This window comes from Candidatus Zixiibacteriota bacterium, from assembly GCA_040753875.1.
Lineage (GTDB): Bacteria > Zixibacteria > MSB-5A5 > GN15 > FEB-12 > DATKJY01.
This window is the reverse complement of sequence record JBFMDV010000009.1, coordinates 25,982-50,557: the sequence shown is the minus strand read 5'-3', so window position 1 is coordinate 50,557 and position 24,576 is coordinate 25,982. Positions and strand designations below refer to the sequence as shown.

At 56.2% G+C, this 24,576-nt stretch carries 23 protein-coding genes and 1 pseudogene; 13 read left to right on the top strand and 11 right to left on the bottom strand.

Annotated features, from left to right (window positions below):
* Positions 1–32 precede the first annotated feature (32 nt).
* The 5 genes from atpB to AB1644_04535 all read right to left on the bottom strand — a co-directional run bounded on the left by atpB (position 33) and on the right by AB1644_04535 (position 2,798).
* Positions 33–857: a F0F1 ATP synthase subunit A gene (atpB, locus tag AB1644_04555; protein MEW6050318.1), complete on the bottom strand. Its 825-nt coding sequence runs from the start codon at positions 855–857 to the stop codon at positions 33–35.
* A complete protein-coding gene (locus AB1644_04550; GenBank protein MEW6050317.1) occupies positions 854–1,267 on the bottom strand; it encodes a hypothetical protein in 414 nt (137 codons plus the stop codon). Before AB1644_04550 ends, atpB begins: the two co-directional genes overlap by 4 nt.
* Entirely contained in the window at positions 1,260–1,520 is a 261-nt protein-coding gene (locus tag AB1644_04545; protein MEW6050316.1) for an AtpZ/AtpI family protein, read from the bottom strand. The genes AB1644_04550 and AB1644_04545 overlap by 8 nt, the downstream gene beginning before the upstream one ends.
* A 180-nt stretch (positions 1,521–1,700) precedes the next feature.
* Positions 1,701–2,228 (bottom strand): hypothetical protein, encoded by a 528-nt coding sequence (locus tag AB1644_04540; GenBank protein MEW6050315.1) that lies wholly within the window; start codon positions 2,226–2,228, stop codon positions 1,701–1,703.
* Positions 2,229–2,249: 21 nt separating this feature from the next.
* Positions 2,250–2,798 (bottom strand): outer membrane beta-barrel protein, encoded by a 549-nt coding sequence (locus tag AB1644_04535; protein MEW6050314.1) that lies wholly within the window; start codon positions 2,796–2,798, stop codon positions 2,250–2,252.
* Between the two features lie 267 nt (positions 2,799–3,065).
* Between AB1644_04535 and AB1644_04530 the strand changes: the two genes are divergently transcribed.
* From AB1644_04530 to AB1644_04495, 8 genes are all read left to right on the top strand, one after another.
* Entirely contained in the window at positions 3,066–3,608 is a 543-nt protein-coding gene (locus tag AB1644_04530) for an XRE family transcriptional regulator (protein ID MEW6050313.1), read from the top strand.
* Positions 3,609–3,644: 36 nt separating this feature from the next.
* Positions 3,645–4,061, top strand: a complete 417-nt coding sequence (speD, locus tag AB1644_04525; protein ID MEW6050312.1) for an adenosylmethionine decarboxylase — start codon at positions 3,645–3,647, stop codon at positions 4,059–4,061.
* A gap of 14 nt (positions 4,062–4,075) precedes the next feature.
* Positions 4,076–5,257 carry a type III PLP-dependent enzyme gene (locus AB1644_04520; protein ID MEW6050311.1) on the top strand — a complete coding sequence of 394 codons (1,182 nt, stop codon included), beginning with the start codon at positions 4,076–4,078 and terminating at the stop codon, positions 5,255–5,257.
* A 26-nt stretch (positions 5,258–5,283) separates the two neighbouring features.
* A complete protein-coding gene (gene speE / locus AB1644_04515; GenBank protein MEW6050310.1) occupies positions 5,284–6,171 on the top strand; it encodes a polyamine aminopropyltransferase in 888 nt (295 codons plus the stop codon).
* A 76-nt stretch (positions 6,172–6,247) separates the two neighbouring features.
* On the top strand, positions 6,248–6,952 hold the full coding sequence (locus tag AB1644_04510; protein MEW6050309.1) for a type 1 glutamine amidotransferase: 705 nt from the start codon (positions 6,248–6,250) through the stop codon (positions 6,950–6,952).
* A 50-nt stretch (positions 6,953–7,002) separates the two neighbouring features.
* Complete coding sequence (locus tag AB1644_04505) at positions 7,003–7,320, top strand: RNA-binding protein (GenBank protein MEW6050308.1); 318 nt, start codon at positions 7,003–7,005, stop codon at positions 7,318–7,320.
* A gap of 180 nt (positions 7,321–7,500) precedes the next feature.
* Positions 7,501–8,946: an MBOAT family O-acyltransferase gene (locus AB1644_04500; protein MEW6050307.1), complete on the top strand. Its 1,446-nt coding sequence runs from the start codon at positions 7,501–7,503 to the stop codon at positions 8,944–8,946.
* 3 nt (positions 8,947–8,949) lie between these two features.
* Positions 8,950–10,170: a hypothetical protein gene (locus AB1644_04495; protein MEW6050306.1), complete on the top strand. Its 1,221-nt coding sequence runs from the start codon at positions 8,950–8,952 to the stop codon at positions 10,168–10,170.
* A gap of 2 nt (positions 10,171–10,172) precedes the next feature.
* Here AB1644_04495 and AB1644_04490 read toward each other — a convergent pair whose 3' ends face one another.
* The 5 genes from AB1644_04490 to AB1644_04470 form a co-directional block, all read right to left on the bottom strand.
* Positions 10,173–13,634: an efflux RND transporter permease subunit gene (locus tag AB1644_04490; protein ID MEW6050305.1), complete on the bottom strand. Its 3,462-nt coding sequence runs from the start codon at positions 13,632–13,634 to the stop codon at positions 10,173–10,175.
* Between the two features lie 20 nt (positions 13,635–13,654).
* Positions 13,655–15,394, bottom strand: coding sequence for an efflux RND transporter periplasmic adaptor subunit (locus AB1644_04485; GenBank protein MEW6050304.1), 1,740 nt, complete (start codon positions 15,392–15,394; stop codon positions 13,655–13,657).
* 18 nt (positions 15,395–15,412) lie between these two features.
* Positions 15,413–16,723: a TolC family protein gene (locus AB1644_04480; protein MEW6050303.1), complete on the bottom strand. Its 1,311-nt coding sequence runs from the start codon at positions 16,721–16,723 to the stop codon at positions 15,413–15,415.
* A 188-nt stretch (positions 16,724–16,911) separates the two neighbouring features.
* Entirely contained in the window at positions 16,912–18,282 is a 1,371-nt protein-coding gene (locus AB1644_04475) for a sigma-54 dependent transcriptional regulator (protein MEW6050302.1), read from the bottom strand.
* A complete protein-coding gene (locus AB1644_04470; GenBank protein ID MEW6050301.1) occupies positions 18,279–19,361 on the bottom strand; it encodes an ATP-binding protein in 1,083 nt (360 codons plus the stop codon). Before AB1644_04470 ends, AB1644_04475 begins: the two co-directional genes overlap by 4 nt.
* A gap of 353 nt (positions 19,362–19,714) precedes the next feature.
* Here AB1644_04470 and AB1644_04465 point away from each other — a divergent pair, with 353 nt between their 5' ends.
* From AB1644_04465 to AB1644_04450, 4 genes and pseudogenes are all read left to right on the top strand, one after another.
* On the top strand, positions 19,715–20,200 hold the full coding sequence (locus AB1644_04465) for a hypothetical protein (GenBank protein MEW6050300.1): 486 nt from the start codon (positions 19,715–19,717) through the stop codon (positions 20,198–20,200).
* 16 nt (positions 20,201–20,216) lie between these two features.
* Positions 20,217–21,101, top strand: coding sequence for a DUF2231 domain-containing protein (locus tag AB1644_04460; GenBank protein ID MEW6050299.1), 885 nt, complete (start codon positions 20,217–20,219; stop codon positions 21,099–21,101).
* A 173-nt stretch (positions 21,102–21,274) separates the two neighbouring features.
* Positions 21,275–21,361, top strand: a pseudogene (locus AB1644_04455) (hypothetical protein).
* A 204-nt stretch (positions 21,362–21,565) separates the two neighbouring features.
* Entirely contained in the window at positions 21,566–22,231 is a 666-nt protein-coding gene (locus tag AB1644_04450; GenBank protein MEW6050298.1) for an OmpA family protein, read from the top strand.
* 97 nt (positions 22,232–22,328) lie between these two features.
* On the opposite strand, the gene AB1644_04445 is transcribed toward AB1644_04450, so the two are convergent.
* A complete protein-coding gene (locus tag AB1644_04445) occupies positions 22,329–22,712 on the bottom strand; it encodes a RidA family protein (protein ID MEW6050297.1) in 384 nt (127 codons plus the stop codon).
* Between the two features lie 342 nt (positions 22,713–23,054).
* Here AB1644_04445 and AB1644_04440 point away from each other — a divergent pair, with 342 nt between their 5' ends.
* Positions 23,055–24,443, top strand: a complete 1,389-nt coding sequence (locus AB1644_04440; protein ID MEW6050296.1) for a radical SAM protein — start codon at positions 23,055–23,057, stop codon at positions 24,441–24,443.
* Positions 24,444–24,576: the final 133 nt, after the last annotated feature.

The following is a 24,576-nucleotide window of genomic DNA, read 5'->3' as shown; positions in this document are numbered from 1 at the left end:
ACGTTATTCCTTCAAAACAGAATCGTTCTCGGTCAATGATGCTCCTCATGCGGTAACATCATGAGTATATAGATGGTCGACAACAGCGTGAACACCAGTGCCTGTATGGTCGACAGCAACAATCCCAAAAGGATGAACGGCACGTTGAACGGCAGCCCGACAGGTGAACCGATGAATCCCAGCGCCATCACGCCTAAGCCCACGAACGCCGCCACCAGAATATCCTCACCGGTAATATTACCGAACAACCGGAGCGCCAGGCTGAACGGTTTGGCGAATTCGCCGATGACGTGAATGGGAAATATCAATGGCACGATCACCCATCCGATCACGTCGCGTGGCTGACCGATCAGGTGGTCGAAATACCCGACAATGCCGAGCCGAGTGACCCCTATGTACTGCACGTACAGGAACACCATTATCGCCAGCGATGCCGTGATGTTGATATTGGTCGAGGGCGAATGGCCGAGCGGGACGATCCCCATCAAGTTCATAAAGAGGATATAGAAAAACAATGTCCCCAGAAACGGCACAAACCTACGGGCTTCGTGGCCGAGGATTGAATGAAGGAAATTGTACATTCCTTCCACGGCCATTTCGACGACATTCTGAAGCGGTCCCGGGATCATCTGTCGTTTCGCATATACCCGCACCGCCACCACGCAGAGGATCACGGAGACCGCCAGCGCGTAGATAATATTGACCCAGTGATATATTGGCCCTTCGTGATGCGTCAGCATCCCGACGAGTGAGGGAAGCTCGGACGACCCGCCCTCTTCAGTCGATGAAGCCACAGACAGGAGCGGCAGCACGGTTGGCGCAGCAAGGGTCATTATCTGGTGAACGAAAGCGCTCATACTGTCTTAGCCATATGGTTATCATTGCTCGTTCCGGCATCCAAACCAAGAAGCAATCGTCCCAGAGCTTTGAGGACCATCACGCCGAGCACGCCGGTGAAACCGATAAGCAGATGCATGGGATTGAACTCGCGTATCATCAGGAGGCCAAATCCAGCTCCATACAAGAGCGGGAACTTGACCACTGCCCACGCAATCGACCGCGCGACATCGGCACCACCCGGTCGAATGAACGCCCGGATGAGAGCGGTCGTCATCATCAGATTGAGCATCCCCCAGATGGCTCCGGACAGGATTGCGAGCGTTGGGAAAAGGCCGAAGTAATAGACTCCGAACGGCAGAAAAATGAGGAGGACAATGCCGGAAGAGCGCAGCGTGCGGTCGATAAACTCCAATCCCATCTCAGCCATCCCGGTCGTCCTTATCCAACTCCTCAGACTTTTTCACCAGTCGATATATCTCGCGACCCGCTGCGAAAAAACCAAGGACTATCCCACCGATCACCAGATACGGCTCCGTGCCGAGTTTCTGGTCGGCCCAACGGCCGATGAAAAACCCGACCAGCGGGGCCGCCACCAAGATCGCCGGTATCGCCGCTAACAGCGATATCTGGGCGTACGACCTGTCCTTTTTTCCACCGGGTGGAACGAGTAAAAGGGTCATAATAACCCTTTCAGTGACAATTTCGGACGCCAATATATTTCTGACCAAAGCAAAGTCAAACCGATTTTTTTGTCCTTCATCCCGCGCCATCTGGCGCAACAGAAACTCGGGCAGGAAAAAGAGCCGGCTCCGAATCCGGAGCCGGCTCTCCATTATATAGCGTATGCCTGAGACCGACTCTCAGTTGCCCGCCGACAGTGTCACGATCACCCGCACCGAATCGAGCGTGAAATCGATGTTCGGATTCTTGCTGGTGGCGTAGAAATGGAACTTCCCTTCCTTCACCAGCGCTTTGAGGATGTCTTCATTCTGCAGCAGCCTCAGCGATTCGGAATACCGCACATATCTCTGTTCTCCCGCCGGAAGGGCGAGGGCATTGATGATCTTGGTCGTGTTGGCGTCGACATCGGCTCGGGTCATTTGCTCGGGATCATCGCCATCATCGACATACAGGTTGAAACTATTCCCCTGAATGTTATTGGTTATCCAGAGTTGGAAGCCGACCAGCTCGATCGTATGGATCTTGTCCTTGTTGTCCTGCCAGTCCGGTTCAGTGGTAATATCCACCAGCTTATGGTACCGAACCGTATGGTCTCCCATATCGGAGTCACGGAAAAGGACCTGCACAACGAAAGTGGCCGAGAGCAGGCAGCCGCCTACCATCAGAGCTGAGGCGAGCATACCGGCGATGGCTGATCTTCTTATCATAGTGCGCATCGTTGTCTCTCCTCAGTTACCGAAGTAGTAGTTAAGGCCACCCGTCACCGAGGCGGCTTTTTTAGAATCGCCCCCTTCGACAGGAATGACCACCAGTTTGCCGCGGAAATCGAGCCCCACCACTGACGTAATCCCGATCTCCAGTCCCAACCCGGCCGACCAACCGATCTCTGAGAATTTCTGATCCGCCTCCTCCCGCTTGACCGTGTAGTGTCCGACTCCCAGAATACCGAACGGCTTGACACCGGTGCCACCGATCTTCGCCCCCAGCGTGGCATCAACGCCATACGCCGTGATCTTGGAACCGGGGAGATCGTAGTCGGGGATATCCTGCGGGGAGGGTTGCCCGTATTTGGTGAAAAACAGGTTTGGCTCCAGCGCAATCGCCGGGAGCAGTTTCAGTCGGGCTCTAAACCCGAACAGCGATCCGGACTTCTGGTCTTCCTGGCCGATCGGCACATCCATACCGGCGGAAAACCCGATGCCGACCCTGATGCTCTGCGCCTGGACGGTCCCTCCCAGCCCCGCCAGCAGGCAGCAGGCCACAAGCAGTTTCCTCACATGGCCTCCTCTATATTTCATCAACGAACTCTTCACAGCGGGTAAATGGTGGTCTTTGCAAGTCCTCAATAGATAATGTACCATTCAGGCGGCGCTCTGGCAAGGCAAAAGCGCTTCTGCCGCGGCTAACGGCGCCGAGACTGTTCAAAAAAAACACCGACGCGGGCAAAAAATCCTTGACAAGTTTGAAACTGAAAGTATACTGCCACCGTTTATTAAACAGAAAAGCTTAGTTTACTAAACCAAGAAGGTGAACGGATTGATTCGTTGGAGCTGAAGATCGGGGAGAAAATCAAGGCGCTGCGGTTGGCCTCCGGGCTGACACAGGAAGAGCTGGCGGACCGCGCCCAGCTCACCAAGGGGTTCATATCTCAACTCGAAAACGATCAATCCTCCATTTCGGTCGATTCGCTGGCGGACCTCCTGGAGGCGCTCAGCGTGACCCTGTCCGAGTTCTTCACCGACAGCGCCGAAGAAAAAGTGGTGTTCACGCCGGCGGAGCGGGTGCCGGTGGAGGGCTGGGGAATCAGCAAATTCGAACTGCTGGTGCCCGGCTCCACCAACAACCTGATGGACCCGATCATGCTGGAGATGAAACCGGGTGACCGCCTGGAACCCCAGGGGCCACATCCCGGCGAGCAGTTTGGCTATGTGCTGGGCGGCACAGTCACGCTGAAGATGAACAAGAAGAGTTACAAGGTGCCCAGCCGGCACTGCTTCTATTTTGAGTCCGATAAGACTCATCAGTTGATCAACAACGGGCGGAACATGGTGAGAGTCCTGTGGGTCACCACCCCGCCCCAGATGTAGACGTAACCCTGGAGTCCTGAAGGAGGGACCGGTACGATGAAGATGCTCGGACGCCACCTGGTAGTGGAGTACTCGAACTGCGACAAACGCGTGCTCGATGATATCCGCTACCTCGAAGAGGCTATGAACGAGGCGGTTCGCAAGTCGGGCGCGACCATTGTCCGCTCCGTCTTTCACCGCTACAACCCCCAGGGCGTTTCGGGGGTCGTGGTGATCGCCGAGTCTCACATTTCCATCCATACCTGGCCCGAGTACGGCTATGCGGCAGTCGATTATTTCACCTGCGGTGACACGGTCGACCCGTACAAGGCCCACCAACACATGGTCGAGGCGCTGGCGGCTCGCCAGGCCCACGTTCAGGAACTGAAACGCGGCATACCGTCGGAGACCGATGAGGTCATCCACCACAAGCCGTTCCCGCAAACCGTCAACCGGGCCCAAGTGGCCCACTAAGGGGAGTGTACGCCATGACGCACGCTATGGATTTCGCGGTTATGGAAAACACCAGCCTCTTCCGAGGCGTGGACACTGCTCTTATCAGGGAGTTGTTCGAAAACAGGTCGCTCGGCACGCCGATGCTCCTACTGTCGCGGGCCGAGATTCGCAGGAATTATCTGGCGCTCAAAGCGGCGCTGCCGAGGGTGGGCATTCATTATGCCGTCAAATCCAATAACCACCAGCAGATCATCGACGAGGTAGCGGCCGGCGGCGGCAATTTTGACGTCTGCTCCGCCAAGGAGATCGAATCTGTGCTCAAAACCGGCGTCGCCTCCCACACGCTGATTCACTCCCATCCAGTCAAGACCCGGGATGAGTTCGACTACGCAGTCGGCAAAGGGGTGGAGATTTTCGTGGTGGACAACCCCTCGGAGATCCCCAAGTTCAATCGCTATACCGACAAGAAGCTCAAGGTGCTCATTCGGTATCGCATCAACACCAACACCCGGGCGGTCGTGAATCTCCAGTACAAGTTCGGCTGCACGGTTGCCGAAGTTCTCCCGCTGGCACGTCAGATCCAGGAGGCAGGGCATGAATTCTACGGCCTGTGCTTCCATATCGGCTCCCAATGCATCTACCCGGAAAACTATGTCAAGGCGATCAACGCCGCCAAAGACCTGATCCACGCGCTGGATCTCGAAGGGTTCGACACTCGCGTGCTGGATATCGGCGGTGGTTTCCCGGTCGAGTACATTCAGCCGATCCCCAATATCGAGGATTTCTGCGTGCCGATTCGGAAGGCATTGGACAAGAAGATCCGTCCCGGCATCAAGGTGGTCTGCGAACCGGGGCGGTTCATTTCCGCCAGTCCCGTAACCCTGGTCTGCTCGGTCATAGGCAAGTCGTTCCGCGACGGCAAAATGTGGTACTATCTGGATGACGGCCTCTACTCGACCTTCTCCGGCATTGTGTACGACCATTGCCAGTATCCGGTCGTGACCAATAAGCGGGGCAACGAGAAGCTCTCGGTGCTGGCCGGCCCGACCTGCGACTCCTTTGACGTCATGTACGATGGCCTGTTCATCCCGGAGCACGAGATCGGCGAGATGTTTGTATTCCCGATGACCGGCGCTTATTGTGCCGTCTCCGGCTCCGATTTCAACTCGCTGTATCGCCCGGAATACAAAGTGATCGAGCAGGCACAGTCGTGAGCGGAATTGGCGCCCAGGAGAAGAACATGTCGAGGCAAGATGGCGTGATGGTCCATGAGACCAGCATGACCGACCTGTGGAATGTCTGGTACTCCGAACTCCATGAGGGGCTCTCCGGTCTCACCGTCAAGGTTGACCGAGTGGTGGCATCCCTCCAATCGGAGTTTCAGCGGATCGACATTCTGGAGAGCCGGGATTTCGGTCGCCTGCTGGTCCTCTATGGCTCCCTCATGGCCGCCGACCGTGACAACAACGCCTACAACGAGATGATCACCCACATTCCGCTCTTCACCCACCCGAGCCCGAAACGAGTGCTCATTATAGGAGGCGGTGACTGCGGCGCCCTGACCGAGATCCTCAAACACCCGGAAGTCGAAGAGTGCGTGATGTGCGAGATCGACCAGATGGTGGTCGAGGTCTCAAAGAAATACTTCCCCTACCTGACCACCGGCGTGAATGACCGAAGGGCCAGGCTGGTTTTCATGGACGGCAAAGAGTATATCGAAAAGGGGACGGACAAATTCGATATCATCCTGTTGGACCTTTCTGATCCGGTTGGTCCTGCTCAGGAACTGTTCCAGCAGCCATTCTACCGAAACGTGGCGGCCCGCCTGAACCCCGATGGCATCGTGGTAGCGCAGTCCGAATCACCTTTCTTCAACCAGCAGTCGGTCAGGGGGATTTTCGCGAACCTTCAAGCGGTCTTCCCGGTTGTAAAAATGTATACATGTTTTATGCCCATATATCCGTCGGCTTACTGGTCGTTTGCCCTTTGCACGCGCAAGTACGACCCGCTCAAGGACTTCGACCGGGCTCGATACGAGCGACTCCGTCTCACCACCCGCTACTACAACGCCGATATCCATCACGCGGCCTTTGCGCTGCCACAATTTGTCAAGGAGCTCTTCAAATAGCTTTCTAACAGCTATTGCACGTATCCCGTATTTCGTGTAGCTTGTTTGGCTGAAGGCAGTGCAGTTGTCTTCCTATATGAAACCTGTTCTTGTCGTTCAGAATTGTGCCCCGGAGCCACCCGGCGCCATAGTGGATTACCTCTCCCAAAGAGACATACCGTGGACTCTGGTCAGGTCATGGACCGATAATGCATACCCGGATGCCGGCGATCTCGGCGCTTTGGTGGTGATGGGGTGTCCGCTGTCGGTCACCACCTATCGCGAGCATGAATTTCTGGTCAGGCTTTTCGAGTACGTGTCCGGCACGGTGCGGGCCGATATCCCATACCTGGGCATTTGCTTCGGCGGTCAGCTCCTGGCCCGCGTGTTGGGGGCGTCAGTCGGACGCAACAACGTGAAGGAGATCGGCGCTTCCATGATCGAGCTGACCTCGGAAGGTCAGACCGACCCGCTGTTTTGGGGTTTTGACACCAGCTTTCCGGCGTTCCAGTGGCATGGGGACACCTTCAAGACACCATTTGGCGTGCCGAATCTGGCGAAGAGCGACCTGTGTGCCAATCAGGCGTTCCGGCGAGGGAAACAAGTTGGGATTCAGTTTCACCTCGAGGCCACAGGGTCGGATATTGCCGGCTGGTGTCAAACCTACCAAGGCGAGCTTGTCGAAACCGGCCTGAACGCAGATAAAGTTATCGCTTCTTTTGTCGATAACGAAACAAAGATCAGGACTCTCAACAATCAATTGCTTGAAAACTTCTTTCGTATAGCAACAAATCATACATAAACCATTCTCCGCGCACAGCGGGGGTAACCCCACTTAATGAGGTTTTTTTCATGAACATCTACGTAGGCAACCTGCCCCACGAATTGACAGAGCAGGAACTGAGAACAGCGTTTGAGGCGTTCGGCGAGGTCTCATCCGCGAAGATCATTTTCGACCGCGATACGCGTCAGCCGCGCGGCTTCGGGTTCGTCGAGATGCCCTCCGACTCCGAGGCTCAGGCCGCTATCGACGGGCTGAACGGACAGGACCTGAAGGGTCGTCGTCTCCGCGTAAACGTCGGTCGTCCCAAAGAGGACCGACCGGGCGGCGGTGGTGACCGTCGGTTCGGCGACGGTGGCGGCGGTTTCCGCGGCCGCAGCAGAGAATAGTTCTCCGAACGACACGACCCGTTCAGGCGTCATCTTCAGTGAGAGTTGTCAGGCAGGTGTCCGAAGGTACCTGCCTGTTGTTATTGAGACGGCCCTACCGCAAAAAGGACTTGGACCACACTGGTCCACATTGTATGCTTGGCGGTCTGATCCGGTGCCGCCAAACATACGCAGGTGATCATGAGCTTTGCATCATCCGTCTTTGCCGTATTCCTGATTGGCGTTTTCCTGGTCTACTGGTATTTACCGAATCGCCCGCAGGTCTGGTTGCTTCTATCCGCCAATTGCCTCTTCTACGCGTACTGGGACTGGCGCTTCCTGGCACTCTTGTTTTCCCTTGCCGCCGTCAATTATGTCTGCGGCAGCCAGATCGATCAGGCCGACCGACCGGTGCGCCGGCGCGCCTGGCTGCTGGTCAGTCTCATCGTAAGTGTTGGCGTGCTCGGATATTTCAAGTACTACAATTTCTTCGTCGAGAGTTTTGCTGCGATGCTGGCGTCGGCGGGATTCACCGTGTCGTCGGTCACTCGACACATTATTCTCCCGCTCGGCCTCTCGTACTACACGTTCCAAATGCTCACGTACACTCTGGACATCTATCGCGGTCAGATCAAGCCGACCGGTTCCTCGCTTCACTTTGCGGTCTTCGCCGGCTTTTTCGGCCATATTGTGGCCGGTCCCATCACTCGTGCCCGCCAGTTCCTGCCCCAGTTTCGGAAGGAAAGACAGCCCACCCCCGCCGATCTGGAGGTGGGCCTCCGTCGGATTCTGCTCGGTCTGTTCAAGAAACTGTTCATCGCCGACACGCTGGCGCTGTATCTCGTCGATCCGGTCTTTGCCGCTCCAGAGAGCTACTCGGCAGGTCTTCACTGGCTGGCCATGGCGGGATACGCCGTTCAGATATATGCCGACTTCTCGGGGTACTCCAGCATGGCCGTTGGCGTGGCACGCCTGTTGGGCCTGAAACTGCCGGAGAACTTCAACTTCCCCTACCTCGCCGTGAACATCGCCGAGTTCTGGCGGCGGTGGCATATCACGCTATCGCGATGGCTTCGTGACTATATCTGGTGGGCGTTGGCAAAGAACATTCCGTTCAGTGGCGGCTGGAAAATCCGGCTTCGCTCCCATTTTAGCCTGTTCGTCGTCTTTGTCATCTGCGGACTCTGGCATGGAGCCAGCTGGACATTTGTGGCGTGGGGAGCGCTTCACGGCATCTACATTGTCACCTACGAAATTTGGCATCGATCCCGTGCGGCGGTTGAGACAAAGAAATCCGACAATAGCTGGTTCTCATTCGGAATAGTGGCGGCATGGCTTATCACGCAGGCGGCCTTGCTGGTTTCATGGGTGCTCTTTCGATCCAATAGCTTTGATGCGTTTGCTTCCTACCTGACTGGCCTGTTCTCTGGCTCTGGGGTGAAACAGTTGCAACTCCCGATGATGGTATGGGGAGCGTTCTTCGCCTTTGCGGTTGACCACATTGCCGGATGGCTGCTGGAGCATCGACCGACCGTAAAGGCATCTGTCCCCGCCATAACCGCCGCCGTCGCATACGTGGCCTTGATACTGTTTCTCTTCAACGCCCGGCCGGGACAGACCAGCCAGTTCATCTACTTTCAGTTTTGAGATATGAATAACATTGAGACAAACGCCCCTTCACTATTCAAGCAGTTGGTCCATCTCCGCCGCGGTGCACCGGCGTTGTGGTACGCTACGCTGATTCTCGTTGCCGCCGAACTCATCGTATCACTAGTGGGACCGCTAATAGTACCAAAACATGTCTACTTGTCCGCCTACCTCGGCGACCGCGCCCGCATGACCACGATCCGCTTTTTGGATGACCGCGATGATTACCTCGTGTATGATTCTTTGCTGGGATGGCGAAATCGCCCTAATGCCAGCCGCGACAAATGGCAACTCGACGCCAACGGCGCTCGCTCGATGCATGAGTATGGCCTGGACCGGACCACGCCGATTCGCGCGCTCTTTCTTGGTAGTTCGCTGACCAACGGAGGTGCCGCGGTCACAACCGATGAGACCATTTCAGCGTACTTGGAAGACTCGACCACAGAATGTCTCAACTTCGCCACCATGCTTTACACGCTGGACCAGATGTACCTCGCCTATTCCAATCGACTTTGGCAATACAACGCGAACGTGATCGCTGTCGGACTTCCCTACCATCCTTCCGATGGACTTGACAACCGGTACCTGCCGTTACGATATCCGCAGGAAGTCTACATGCCGCACTTTAAGCCACGCCTTATTATGCGCGATACAGCTCTTACGTTGATGCCCGTTCCGCACCGTGATATCTGGCGAACGGTATTCCAACACAACGACCTGCTCGACAGTCTTGTGGCGAGTGATGAATACTACGCCGAATTCACCGGCTATCAACGGTGCGGTTTTTCACCGCTCGCGTCTTTAGGTTGGTGGACGTACAAAAAGGCACGCGGACTATTCGGTATACTCAGCGACGAACGAGAGACCTCTCCTTTGGTGCTCACCCTCATGCGGCGGTTGAAGGACGAAGCTGCAAGACACGATGCGAAGGTCATCTACATGCTGATCCCGGATCAGGCGACCGCGTTTCCATCCCGATGGCGCAAACGTCTACCGGATCAGTTTGGCACGCTCGTAGCCAATCTTAGAAAGGAGGGTTTCACTATGGTCGATGTCCGGCAGGTCCTTCGTGACTCCGGGGAGCCGCCGTGGCAGCTGTTTTTTGAGGATGGCGGCCACTTCCGACCCCTGGGCAATCGACTCATTGCCGATGCCCTTAGGCCGCTAAGCGTACAGTCCCAAGTTCAATCGACTTCCGACTTGCTGCTTCGCGAGAAGCCCTGATTTCAGGCTGCGCGCTTCTCATGCTTGATCTGCCACAACCGCCAGTACGTGTACACTACCGGGATGATCTCAAGTGTCAGAAACGTCGAGCTGATAAGCCCCCCTACCATCGGCGCGGCAATCCGCTTCATGACATCAGCACCGGTACCGGTCGCCCACAAGAGCGGCACGAGCCCGATCATCGTGGTGCCAACCGTCATCAACTTCGGCCGTACCCGCATCACTGTCCCTTCCATGTGCGCCCAGATGATGTCGTTCAGATCCCGTACCTTGCCGGCCTTCTTGCGGCGCTCATAGGCATGGTCGAGGTACAAGATCATCACAATACCGGTTTCGGTGGCCAAGCCAACCAGCGCAATGATCCCGACAAGCGTGGCAGTCGAGTAGTTGTATCCGAGAAAATACATGAGCCAGATGCTTCCGACCAATGCGAACGGCACCGAGGCCAACACGATGAGCGTCTCCGTGATATTGCGGAAGTTCAGATACAGGAGGATGATGACGAGGAGAATCGTGATCGGAATGACCACCTTCATCCGGCGCGCCATGACTTCAAGTAACTCATATTGCCCTGTCCACTTGAGATGGTATCCGGCGGGAATACTGACCTCTTTCGCCACCACCTGCTTGGCTTCGTTTACATAGCCGCCGATATCCCGCTTGGCCTGGTCCATGTCCACATAGACATATCCGACCAGCATGCCGTTTTCATCTCGGATCATGGGCGGACCGCTGGCTATCTTGATCTCGGCGATCTGTCCCAGCGGCACATGCGGGCGCCCTTCCGGGAAGCTAAACGCGCTTGAGGCGCCGCTCGATGGCGCCGCCTGGCCATTCATGCCGCCGGTCATGACTGAAGCAGCCCCGGTCGGCAGCGAACTGCCCGAGCCGGCTCCACTCCCCATCCTGTCCATCTGCGCCCAGACCTGATAGTCGAGCGACGCATCGGTGCTGGCGAGCATCGGCGACCCGCCGGTCGGTCCAATAGCACCCATTTGTCCCATTGCGGACGAGCCGGCCGGGTTCGTTCGCTGCGGCAACGGCACCTCGATCGCTTTCAACTTTTCGAGATCGTCACGAAGATCACGTGGGTATCTGAGGTTGATAGAGAATCGATTCCGCCCCTCGACCGTTACCGACAGCGGCATCCCGCCAATCGCTGCCTCGATAACATCCTGAACATCCTGCATGCTCAGACCATATCGCGCAATGGCGGCGCGGTCCGGAATGATATCTACGTAATAACCGCCGGTGTTCCGATCGGAATAAACACTGCGTGTCCCCGGGATCTTTGATACCGATCGCTCAAGCTGCATGCCGATATTTTCTATCTCCTTCAGATCAGTACCGAATATCTTGATTCCGATCGGTGTACGAATACCAGTCGAGAGCATGTCGATGCGGGTCTTGATCGGCATCGTCCAGGCGTTGGTCCAGCCCGGCATCTGCATCGCCTTGTCAAACTCGGCGATCAGTTCCTTCCAGGAGATTGTCCGTTCTTCCGGCCAGACAGGTCGAAGCATTTTCTTTACAAACTCCGGCGCCCAGCCCGAATACCATCGGTTCTCCGGCACCTTGCGCCACTCACTCGGCGGCTTCAGTTGCACGACCGTTTCAAGCATGGAGAGCGGCGCCGGATCAGTGGCGGTTTCGGAGCGACCAGCCTTACCATAAACTGAGATCACCTCGGGGAACGATTTGATCACCCGATCCTGAAACTGCATGTACTGTTTGGCCTGTTCGATGGAGATATTCGGGAACGTGGTCGGCATATACAGAATGTCCCCTTCGTTCAAAGGCGGCATGAACTCCGAGCCGATCTTCGGGAGCATAGGTATGGCCGAGATGATAGCGGCCAGACCAATGGCTATCGTGGTCCTGGGGTTTCTAAGCGCCACGTACACGAACGGCTTGTAGATCGAGATGAGATAGCGCGAAACCGGATGTTTGGATTCCGGGTGGATCTTCCCACGGATGAGGATCGTCATCAATGCTGGCGCCACCGTGATCGCCACCACGGCTGAGAAGAACATGGCAAATGTTTTGGTCCACGCCAGCGGCGAAAACATCTTCCCCGCCTGGCCGGTCAGGGCAAAAATGGGCAGGAAGGCGATCGTTATGATGAGCAGTGAGTAGAATATGGCGGGCCCGACTTCCTTCGCGGCGGCGATAATTACGTCCGTGCGGTTCGACCCGGGCGGTGCTTTCTCCAGTCGCTTGTGAGAATTCTCCACCAGCACGATACTGGCATCCACCATGGCGCCGATCGCGATGGCAATACCGCCCAGGCTCATGATGTTGGAATTGATCCCCAACAAGTGCATGGGGATAAACGCCAGCGCCACCGCCAACGGCAGCGCAATAATCGGCACCAGCGAGCTTCCGAAATGAAGCAGGAATATGATGATGACCGCCGCGACAACTATTCCCTCCTCGATAAGACTGTTTTTCAACGTGTGGATCGCCCGATCGATAAGACTGCTGCGGTCATAGACAGCGCGAAGTTCCACGCCGGCAGGAAAACCCGGCTTCAATTCGTCGATTCTCGCCTTGACTCGGCTGATTACATCGAGCGCGTTCTCGCCATAGCGCATGATGACTGTCCCACCCACTGCTTCCCCCTCACCGTCGAATTCCCCAAGTCCCCTGCGAATTTCCGGACCAAAACTCACTTTGGCCACATTGCCAAGAAGAATCGGCGTCCCGTCAGGCGATGCACCCAGGCTGACCTGTCGAAGCGCGTTGAGGTCCTGCACATATCCCTGGCCACGGACAAAATACTCGCGACCGGTCATTTCTATAACTCGCCCGCCAACATCATTATTACCGGCCCGAATGGCGCGGCTGACATCCCCTATCGACAAGCCATACGCCTTCAACTTCGCCGGATCGATCTCTACCTGGTATTGCTTCTGGTATCCGCCGATGCTGGCCACTTCGGCCACTCCCGGGACGGACGAGAGCGCGTAACGGAGATTGAAATCCTGAAAGGTGCGAAGCTCGGCCAGGTCGTGCGTACCGGTGGTATCGATCAATGCATACTGATAGACCCAGCCGACCGACGTCGCGTCAGGTCCGATGGTCGGTGTCACACCGGCCGGAAGTTTCCCCTCTATCTGTTTCATGTATTCGATAACGCGACTGCGTGCCCAGTAGATGTCGGTGCCGTCCTCGAAGATGACATAAATGAACGACATACCGAACATCGAATAGCCGCGCACGGCCGTCACATGCGGCGCCGACAAAAGGGCGGTGGTTATGGGATATGTAATCTGGTCTTCCACCAGATCGGGGCTTCGGCCCATCCACTGGGAGAATAAAATCACCTGTGTGTCGGACAGGTCCGGTATGGCGTCCAGCGGGACGTTCGTGATTGAATACCAGGCGCCCACCACGGCGAATAACGCCCCGATCAGCACCACTGTTTTGTTGCGCGCGCAGTATTCGATAATCGCGTTTATCATGGCCGCCTGCTTTCCGGTGCTTACTGCACGTGTCCTTCATGTGATTCTGGTTTGGCACCCCCCATGCCGCTGATAGCCGCCTTGAGTCGACTTTCCGAGTCGATCAGGAAATTCGCACTTGTCACCACCGCCTCTCCTTCAGACAGCCCGGAGACGACCTCGCTGTAGTCGTCCCCACGCCTGCCGAGTTTCAATAGGCGCGGTTCGAAGTGGCGGCCGTCCTCGACCACAAATGCATACTGCGTGTTGCCACCGTCCATGATTGCATCGTTCGATACGGCCAGCGTCGAGTTGCCGGCGTTTTCGAGAGATATCTCAGCGTACATCCCCGGTCGCAGTTTCATACTGTGGTTGACAAACTGCAAACGCGCTTTGATTGTCCGTGTCTGCGCGGAAACGGTCGGGTAGATATACGCCACCCTTCCCTCAAATATCTCTTCGGGTAAGGCCGACAAGCGCAGCGATGCTTTCTGGTCGAGCCGCAGCGACGGCAAATCCTGTTCATACAGGTCCGCCAGTACCCAAACAGTGCTCAGATCGGCAACTTTGAACAGCGCCTGGTCCGGTCCGATGAATTGCCCTGCGACCACCGATTTCTCCAGCACATATCCGCCAAACGGGCTGCGAATAGTCAACTCGGCATTCGCCTTCTTTTCGGCGTCGAGTCGCGACATCTCCTGCTCCGGAACGCCGAGCAATTGAAGTCTCTGCCGCGCCGCATCGAGCATCAGTTTGCGCGTCCCCGCGAGCGAGACATCAGTGGCCACCCGGCTGTTTGCCTCGCGCGCTATCAGGTAGTCCTGTTCTGCCTGAAACAGGTCCTGGCTGTATACCGAAAGCAGCGGCTGCCCGGCCCATACCGCCTGCCCCGTCTGGTCGGCGAACAACTCTTTCACCCAGCCGCTGAACCGAACGCTGATGGAAGCCAGCTTGCTTTCATCGGGCGTGACATACCCGACCAGGCGGGCGTTGTCCCCGATAACACGTCGCTCCACCTTACCGGTCCTGATGCCGATCAATTGCAGCCGCTCCGGCTCGATCGTCACCGGCACCAGTCCCGGCACCGGCGCGGGACCCATATCCTGCATTTCGGCCGTTCCCGAAGAACTCGCGGTACCGGCCATCCCCGGCATATCCGGCATACCTTGCATGTCTTGCGCGCCGCCGGCATCTTGTTTCATAGCGTCCGTCGAACCCGACTCAGGCACTTTCTCCAGGAACATCTTGCAGATTGGGCACCGGCCCGCTGTATCGGACACAATCTGCGGATCCATAGGACAGATATATTGACCCGGTTTCGCGACCGGCACCGGCTCCAGATTCATGCCGCATTTGCTGCAAGTTCCCATAGTGTCGGATACGATCTCCGGGTCCATCGGACAATAGTACTTTGGACCTGACGAAGTCTCCATATTGGAGGTCATGTCATGTCCCGCGTGTGAATCGACCTGCGCTGCTGAATCTTTGGCATTCTTCGGGACCGGCACCAGACTCATTCCGCAGATCGGGCAATCTCCCGGCTGGTTGCTGACGTAGGTCGGGTGCATGGGGCAATGGTATTGGGTCGTCCCGGCATCTGCACTCGCCCAACTGGTGAGCCCGAAGTAGTTCAGGATCATGATGAGCGCAAACAGCGACATTGCACCCAGAATGGCCCACCGTACGATCGCAGCAGTGTGCACGTACGGCGGCGGCGCCTCTTCCCCTTCCGGCATATAGTCGTGCCCGTGGGGATCGATTGGTTCGTGTGTATTCGTCATATCGTCTAACTCCCAATTCTAATGTCTTTCCGAGCTCGAATATGCGCCAGGATCGCCGGCGTATTTCTCAGCCTCGGCCATGGTCCTCGCCAGATTGTTTGCCTGCTGAAGCATGCCAAGCCGATCGCGATAGATCGCCAGGGCATAGCTGAGTACTGTGGTGAGTGATGTCCGGTTGGTCTGGTAACCGGCCAGCGCTCCGCGAAATGCGTCCTCCGAGGCCGGAATGATCCGGCTATCGTACATCTTCACATTCTCCTGGTAATGCTCGGCGTGCTGATGCAGCGCTGAAAGTGCCGCTTCAACATCGCGCCACAGTTGTGAGGCTTCGGCATCCGAGCTCTTCTTCATCGCTTCCATCGAGCGGGCCATCTGCCGCTGTGATCGTCCGCTGAACAGCGGCAGCGAAACCGTTGCCTGGAAGCTGAGCATATTGTCGCGCTTTTCCATCTCCGTGCTCTCACGGATGCCGTAACTCGCCGATAGCCCCAGCATCGGCCAGCTCATCCGCCGTGCCGCGCCGGCCGAGAAACCGTACGATTCGGATTTATGGCGAAGCTTTTGCAGCGGCGGGTAATGCGCTTGGGCCGATGAAAGCCATGGATCGACACTTTTGGGAATCGAGTCCAGAAGCGGTCGTGCCAGTGGAGGAATTGCCTCCGCGGCCGCCCGGCCACGCAATGCGTTCAGCTTGAATCCGGCCTCTTGAGCGTCTGACTCGGCCATCACCAGTTGTGCCTGCATGCGCCATTGTTCCGCCTGAGCCGCCAGCAGTTCATCCTGCGTCGCCTGGTTCGCGATCAGCTTCGCGCGCGTAGACGCCACCACCCCATCAAGCAACTCATACTGTGACGCCAGATACGCCAGTGCCTTCCGCCGATAATACAGCTCGGCGTACGCCGTCCTGGCGGTGGCTGCCAACTCAAGTTGAACGGTTTGTTTGTCATCGGTTGAGGCTGCCGCGTCCGCACGCGCTGCTTTAGACGCCAGCCCCTTCTGACCGGCATACGGAATGTTCTGGCTCAGCCCCACCATCTTCATCGTCATGGGGTCCATGCGGAAGTCGAACGACGTTGGCACGTTATTGACACCCAGCATTAGCATCGGATCGTCCCACGCACCGGCAGGTCCGATCTTGGCGTTCGCCGCTGCTTCCATGTATTGCATGGCCGCCGCCCGGTCATTGTGCGCGACTACCTCGCGCACCACTTGTTCCTGCGACAGCGTGTCCTGCGGAACACCTGGACTGGCTACTTGTCCTTTGAGGGATGGACCAATCGCCAGACCCACCAGCGTCACCATACCAACCAATCTGCCTTGCCTTACCATTTTACTCCACATCTTATCTGCCTTGTCTTTGGCAAGCCCCGTGCCACGGCTATACAACTATCTATTTTATTGAACGACAAGCAAATACGGTAGTGTCTCGTTGATCCGACAGCAATGGATGATGATATTATTCTCCATTGGTGTAGAATATTCTCAGGTTTTGGGGAGCAAAATGTCAGAAGAGGAAATCAGTCCAGTTCAGGGCCTGAACCGGACAGCCCATACTTCTTCATTCGGTAGATTAGAACGTGGCGCGGAATCTTCAGGTAATCTGCCGCACGCGACTTATTCCAGGCAAATCGAGCCAGCGCCTCAAGCACCAGCTTCTTTTCCGCCTCATGAAACGTCAGGTGTCCGGCGATGGGCACATCGCTCGTGGACGGGCGAGCAGGGGAGTCCACCGCGAAGTCCCTCGGCAGATCGTCAACAGTCAGTGTATCCGAATGCCGCAGAATGACCATCCGTTCGATGAGATTTTCCAACTCTCTGATGTTCCCCGGCCAGTCATATTTGACAAGTCGATCGGCGAGGTCGGCCGCGAACGGCAACTCCTGTCCTCCTGCAAACTGGCGTGCAAAGCTCCTCGCCAGAATGAGAATATCTTCCTGTCGCCGGCGGAGCGCCGGCACCTCGATCGGGATGACATTCAACCTGTAGAACAGGTCCTCGCGAAACGTGCCGCCCGATACTCTCTCCTTAAGGTTGACATTGGTCGAGGCTATCAGCCGGACATCGATCTCCGTGTGCTGTTCCGAACCGACCGGATCGATCACGCGCTCCTGAATGGCGCGAAGCAGCTTCGCCTGTAGTTCCACATTCAACTCGCTGATCTCATCGAGTAATAGAGTACCGCCGGCCGCCAGTTCAAACTTCCCCCGTTTGTCCTTCACGGCGCCGGTGAATGCGCCTTTGACGTGTCCGAACAGCTCCGATTCCAGCAGGTCCTTGGGGATAGCCGCGCAATTGACCGCTACGAACGGCCCGCCGCTGCGTGCGCTCAGTCGGTGAATTTCGCGCGCGATCAATTCCTTACCGGTGCCAGATTCCCCCGTGAGGAGAACGGTCGCATCGGTAGGCGCGATCTTTTCGACCAGCGCCACCAGTTCGCGAAACGGTTTCGACACCCCGACCATGGGCCGCGATGATCGCTCCGCTTTCAACTGCTCCTTCAGTCGCTTGTTTTCCTGTTCAAGTGAACGGAATTTGACCGCCTTTTCGATCGTCACAAACAACTGCTCGTCCTCGAACGGCTTGGTCAGGTAGTCGAACGCCCCCAGCTTGACCGCCTGCACCGCCTGTGACACCGCCGCGTAGGCGGTCATCAGTATCACCTCGATATCCGGCTGCGACTTCTTCACCATCTCGAGAAGTTCGAGCCCGCTCAGACCGGGCATCTTCATGTCGGAAAGCAGGAGATCGAACCGCCCCCGCTTCAACTCGAACAGCGCTTCTTCGGCGTTGGCCACCGCCGTGACCTCATATCCCTTCTGCTTCAGTTTGAACTGTACTACCCGCCGAAGCGCCAAGTCATCATCGGCCAACAGGACCCGCATGCTCATACCACCTCCCGGAAAAGCGGCAGCGTGACGGTTGCGGTAGTACCGTGATTCAGCCTACTTTCAAGGGTTATGTTGCCTTGATGCTTTTCAATTATCGCCTTCACGATCGGCAATCCGAGCCCGGTGCCTGTCGCCTTGGTAGAGAAAAACGGCTCGAACACTTTGTCGAGATCTCCCGGCGCAATGCCGCGACCGTGATCCGTTATAGCCAGAACTGCCGAGTGTCGCGCTCTTTCCGTTACGCAAATATCGATGTGCGACCCGTGGGCTGAGGCATCGAGTGCGTTCAGAATCAAATTCAGGATCACCTGGTGGAGCTTCTCCCGGTCTCCAAGTACTACTACCCCCTCGTCGATGTTTGTCCGTAGCGACACTCCTACCGCTCCCGCCTGCGCCTCGACTTGCTTGATCGTCGCGGCGACCGTAGCCGAGAGATCAATCTCCTCGTACCGAGGTTCACGGGGGCGTCCGAACTCGAGAAAATCACGGACCGTGCCGTCTATCCGGCGTATTTCGCTCGATACGATCTCGCGGAATTCCTTGCGGTCGGTTTCAGGCGTATTGCAATCGCTGAGAATCTCCACTGCCCCCTTGATCGAGGCCAGCGGGTTTTTGATTTCGTGCGCCACCCCGGCTGCCATCTGACCCAAAAGCGACAGATGCTGACTTCGTTCGAGATATCGTTCCGTTTCCTCGTGCTTTCGGCGGATACGCTCCTCCCGGTCGATCAGAGCGCCAATCAGTCCCCCAATGGCAAAGTAAAAGAAAATCTCTACCAGTTCCTGTGTCAGGTCAACCTCATGTGACCCATGCCCGTACAAATAAGGCACAACGAGAAGCGAGATAACGGCTGCGGTCAGAATGCCTCCTCGCAACCCGAACCAGGCAGCCCCGATAACGATGGGTATATAGCAGAACCGGCTGTGCAGCGCATGGAGCCAGTCGTAATGCCCAAAGAGGTACTGCACCCAGCCGTAATGAATTGCCAGCGTCAGGGCCGTCGTCAGCACGAGTGTCCCCAACTTCAGGTTTCGCTCTCGTGCCGTCATCGTCATGGAATAGCCGACTTTCCCTTTCATCAAGTTCAGTTCCTCACAATCAGCGTGCCGGTCGCGATCTCCAATTACCGAACGGGCTCATGCAATCGTCGAACTCCATGTACGACAACGAGGACAACGCAGTCCCGTTTCCTCCGGAACCCGCCTTCCTCATGACCTTTCACCTTTGTCATCGACAACCATTAGAGAATATTCTACACTAATCAACAAAATTAGCCACTGATTGTTCGCCCGTCACCCCATGTTACATCATATTTTGCTGTCTTACAACAGGTTACGATTAGGCCGACTAACGGCATGGCAGTTGACTACGTGGCGTACAATCGACTGAACACGGAGTGAAAGCAACAATAGAGTAACATAAGGAGAACTCAGTGAAGAAAACCACATTAATCGCGCTCTCAATCCTCACACTCGCCGCTGTCGCGTTCGGCGCTGATGAAAAGAAAGATGCTGCTCAGTCCGCACCGAAAGAGCTAAAGCCGCAGACGCTCTGTCCCGTGATGGGAAAGCCGACCGATTCATCCGCCTACACAGACATTCAAGGGCAGCGCGTATATCATTGCTGCCCGATGTGCAGCGCCAAACTGAAAGCAGATCCGGACAAGTATTTCAAGAAAGCAGCCGCAGAGGGCGTGCTTTTCGAGAATGTCCAAAAGACCTGTCCGGTATCTGGTGAAGCGCTCGAAGATAAAGACGTATTCACAGACTTCGAAGGGCGTCGCATTTATTTCTGCTGCAAGAAGTGCCAGAAGAAATTTGCTGAGAACCCTCAGGAATACCTGAAGGCTATGGATGCGCCAGCAAAAGAGAAGACGCCAGCGGAAGACCATAGCGGTCATGATCATTCTGGACACTAACAGCGTTTGATTGACAATGAGGTTGTCCGATAGTTCTCTTCCCCTCGGTGTCGAGACTGCCCATTTCAGCTCCCGACTTTTCCATCAGGCAAAGGCGCTTGTACTTGCAAGCACCTTTGCCGTACTTTTGGCCATTGATATCGGGGCAGCGCCTGTCAACGCGCTGTGTCCGGTGACAACAGACGAACCGGTCGATTCGACTATTACAGTCACATACGAGGGACAGGAAATTGCTTTCTGCTGTCAGAAGTGCCGACGGCAATTCCTGGCCGACCCACAGAAATTCGTATCCAATCTTGCTACGCTGGCCAACGGTCATAAAGCACACGATCACACCAACGAGCATGGTCCGATGGCAACGGATTCCTTGCAGCCCGACTCGATAACTGCGTCGGAGACAGGTCACAGCGAGAGCGGTTCCATGGCCGGCCACAATCACGCTACTGATCACGATCGTTCTTCGAACCGAATGATCACCTATCTGGGCAAATTTCACCCCGTGGTGGTGCATTTCCCCATCGCGTTGATCATTGCGGCCCTGTTTATGTCACTGCCGTCCGTAGTCGGACGGTCGACCATTCTTGACCTGGTCAGCACAAAAATGACCTACCTTGGAGCAGCCTCCTCCTTACTGGCGGTACTGCTGGGGCTGGCGGCAGGTTCCGATGCCCGGTATCCCGCCCTTTTGACCGCCTATTTCTCCTGGCATCGCATCCTGGGAATATCGTCGGCTATGCTTAGTTGTCTCACCGCTTATTCCGCGTACCGTTTTGAAAGAAAAGGTACTCCGCTGACGGGATGGCTCTTTCGAGGATTGCTCGCCCTCAACAGCCTGTTTATAGGGATAACCGCTCATCTTGGCGCCACGCTTGTGTACGGCCCCGATCACTTTTCCTTCTGATGTCTGGGTATTGACACCACCAGCAAACCTCGGCGGCCGACGCAATCGATTCTCTTAGAGACAGGATCACTATTGCCAAGCGCAAGCCTGGTCCCATACTTGCGTCTGTGCTTGAACGCTTGAAATCACTCGGCCGAAATCTCAGACGTGAGATCCGAGTGTACCAACTGGTGATGAAACATCCGCGGACGCCTCGACTTGCCCGCCTGCTGTTGCGGGTTGCGCTCGGCTATTTGCTCCTGCCGTTCGATATCGTGCCTGATTTCATTCCTGGCATTGGTCATGTCGATGACCTGATAGTGATGCCGACACTGGCGTATTTGGCCATCAAAATGATACCAGACGATGTGATACAAGACTGTCGAGGACGCGTCACGACACAGCTCCCCTCACCTTTTTGCCTTGACACTTCGACGTCTTCGAACAACACTTGTCATGCGAGAAGACCAAGGAGGTACATGCATATGCGCAAATCAATAGTCCTGTTCGTTCTGGTTGTTTTCACCGTCAACCTGCTCGGATGCGGGTCATGGAAAAAGCGTGACAAGGGGGCGGCGATCGGCACCGGAGCCGGGGCAGTAATCGGTGGTGTCATCGGCCACGAGGCCGGCAACACCGCGGTCGGCGCGATCCTGGGAGCGGTTGTCGGCGGCGCCGCCGGGGCCTATATCGGGCACCAGATGGACAAGCAAGCCGAAGAAATGAAACGGGACCTCGAGGGTGCACACATCGAGCGAATCGGCGAAGGAATCAAGATTACGTTTGAATCCGGCATCTTGTTCGATGTCAACAAATCTGATCTTCGGACCGAAGCTAAGACGAACCTGCAGAAGCTGGCCGTCATCCTGAACAAGTATCCCGATACCGATGTGCTCATTGAAGGGCATACCGATGCCGACGGCTCATCGGAACACAACCGCGAGCTATCGATCCGCCGCGCCAATTCAGTCGGCAGCTACATGACACTGCAACAGGTCATGGGGAATCGTCTCAAAATGATGGGGTACGGCGAGGACCAGCCGGTGGCGTCGAATGAGACGGTTGACGGCAAGCAATTGAACCGACGCGTTGAGATCGCCGTGTTCGCCAACGACAAGCTCAAAGCCGCCGCCAAAGCCCAACAGGGCTGATTCGCACAGGTATCCATTAGCCAAACATCGATTGGACTGTTTCGGCAGGTCCTGACTTTCGCCACCCCGGCGAATGTTGTGACCTGCCGATTTTCTTCTATATCGCCGCGATCACCTCAATTTCTATCTTTACATCCTTCGGCAACCGCGCCACTTGCACGGTCGAGCGGGCCGGCGGATTGACACCCAGGTACGTGGAGTACATGTCGTTGACTGGGCCGAAATCGTTCATGTCGGCCAGGAAGATGGTGGTTTTGACAACGTGTGACCAGTCGGCACCAGCCGCCTTGAGCAGGTTCGTGATGTTGTCCATCACCTGCTGACACTGTTCACCGGCGGTCTTGCCGACCACCTGCATCGTCTTCGGGTCAAGCGGAATCTGACCGGAACAAAAGAGCAGCGTGCTGCACTGTGTTCGGATCGCCTGTGAATATGGGCCGATTGCCTGCGGGGCCATGGGCGTCTTTATTACTTCTTTCATCCTGTCTCCTTCTTTCGATGTGACGCTGCTCGAATATATTACTTGTCCAAGACACCACAATGGAAAACGGTGCTGCCAAACTCGTCTGATCGAGCGTCGGCGTTTGAGTGGCGAGCGGTGCGCTCACCGGGCTGCAGGTTGACGGAATGACGGAGTTTACTGTCGACAGTTCCCCTTGCCCTGCCCCTCTATCCGGACATATCTTGGCTATATGCCTGAGCCGCGCTTTCGCACAGCATGTCGCCCTTCACGACGCACGTGTCACACGGTTCCTGCCAGCATGAGCACCCACGAGTTGGCGTCGTGTCGGAATCCCCTTGGCAACAGCCTGAAGGACTACTGATGGCCCGGGTGATGTTGATCGAGCCCCCTTTCGCGGCGTTCATGGGCTTTTCACGATGGTTCTATCCGGTCGGGTTGTCGTTTCTGGCAGACGACCTGATGCAGCAGGGGCATGACGTCGAAATCTTTGACGCCGATCACACTGATTCGACAACGTGCTTCACATACTTGGAAATGCTTGATCTGTTTCCCCAATATCGTCTGGCTGTCTCCGATCTCGCGCATCCGATTTATACGGCGATTGTCGACGAAATAAAACGATTCCAGCCAGACGTGGTCGGAATTTCCTGCATGACCGTGAAAGTCCCGTCAGCGGTAGCCATCGCACGCCTGGTAAAGCAGAACACCGGACCCGCCGTGGTATGCGGCGGGCCGCATGCGACGGCCTTGCCGGAACAGTTGCTCGAATATGATTGCATCGACTACGTGGTCCGCGGCAGCGCCCTGCCCGGATTCACTGACCTGGTCAATTCCGTGGTCGGTCTGTCAGGCACGCGACCGGAGCGGATAGCTGGGTTGACCTACCGACTTGCGGGCGGCTCGATTGAGCACGGCCCCGAGGACAACGATCTGTCCGTACTGAAGCAACGGCGTCCGAGGAGAGAAGCGCTGCGGAATGCAGACACCTATTCGCATCGCGATCTCAGCATTATCATGACATCGTTCGGTTGTCCGTACCGGTGCCGCTTTTGCTCGAACTCCATACATAACAGCCTCGCATATCGGTCTCTGAGCGACGTGTTTGAGGAAATCAGCACTATCGTCGTCACTTACGGGAGCGGCTCGCTGTACTTCCGAGACGACACCTTCAGCGCTTCCACACGGCGGCTCAAGAAAATCACCGACTACATCGCCGGACATCAAGGCATCAGGGATTGGGAGTGCCTGACGCGCATCGATACGCTTGACGCCGACCGATTGCAGATGCTCTCGCGATCGAAATGCTCTATGCTCAAGGTGGGGATCGAAAGCGGCAGCGAACGAATCCTGAAGAGGATTGATAAAAAACTCACGCCAACGGATGTTGTGAATTTCGCGAAAACAGTCCGAGACGCGAACCTGCACTGGTCCGCCTTCTTTATGATCGGCTTCCCGGAAGAAACGGAACAGGATATCCAGGATACCATCCGTCTCATCGAGCAGTGTCGCCCCGATCACGTGTCGATGAGCCTGTTCACCCCTTATCCTGGGTCGCAGTACTACGACGATTTACTGCGAAACGGTCAGTTCACTGCTGACCTCGATTGGGGGGCGATGGATCCTTTTTGTCTTGTACCTCAATTTCGACGGGCCATACCGGAGCGCCGATTCGATACATTAGCCAGGGAGGTCATGGCGTTCGTCGATCACTACAATAATGGTCAGATCTCCCAGCCTGCCAGTGCATAGCATCGGACCTGAAGACTCCCTTAGTGCATTCTCTCTCTTATGACTCAATCGATTCAGGAGTCTTCATGTCTCTTGAATCCAGGCAAACGGTACCCATACGATGGTAACTGTGGCGTGTGACGAACGATTGACA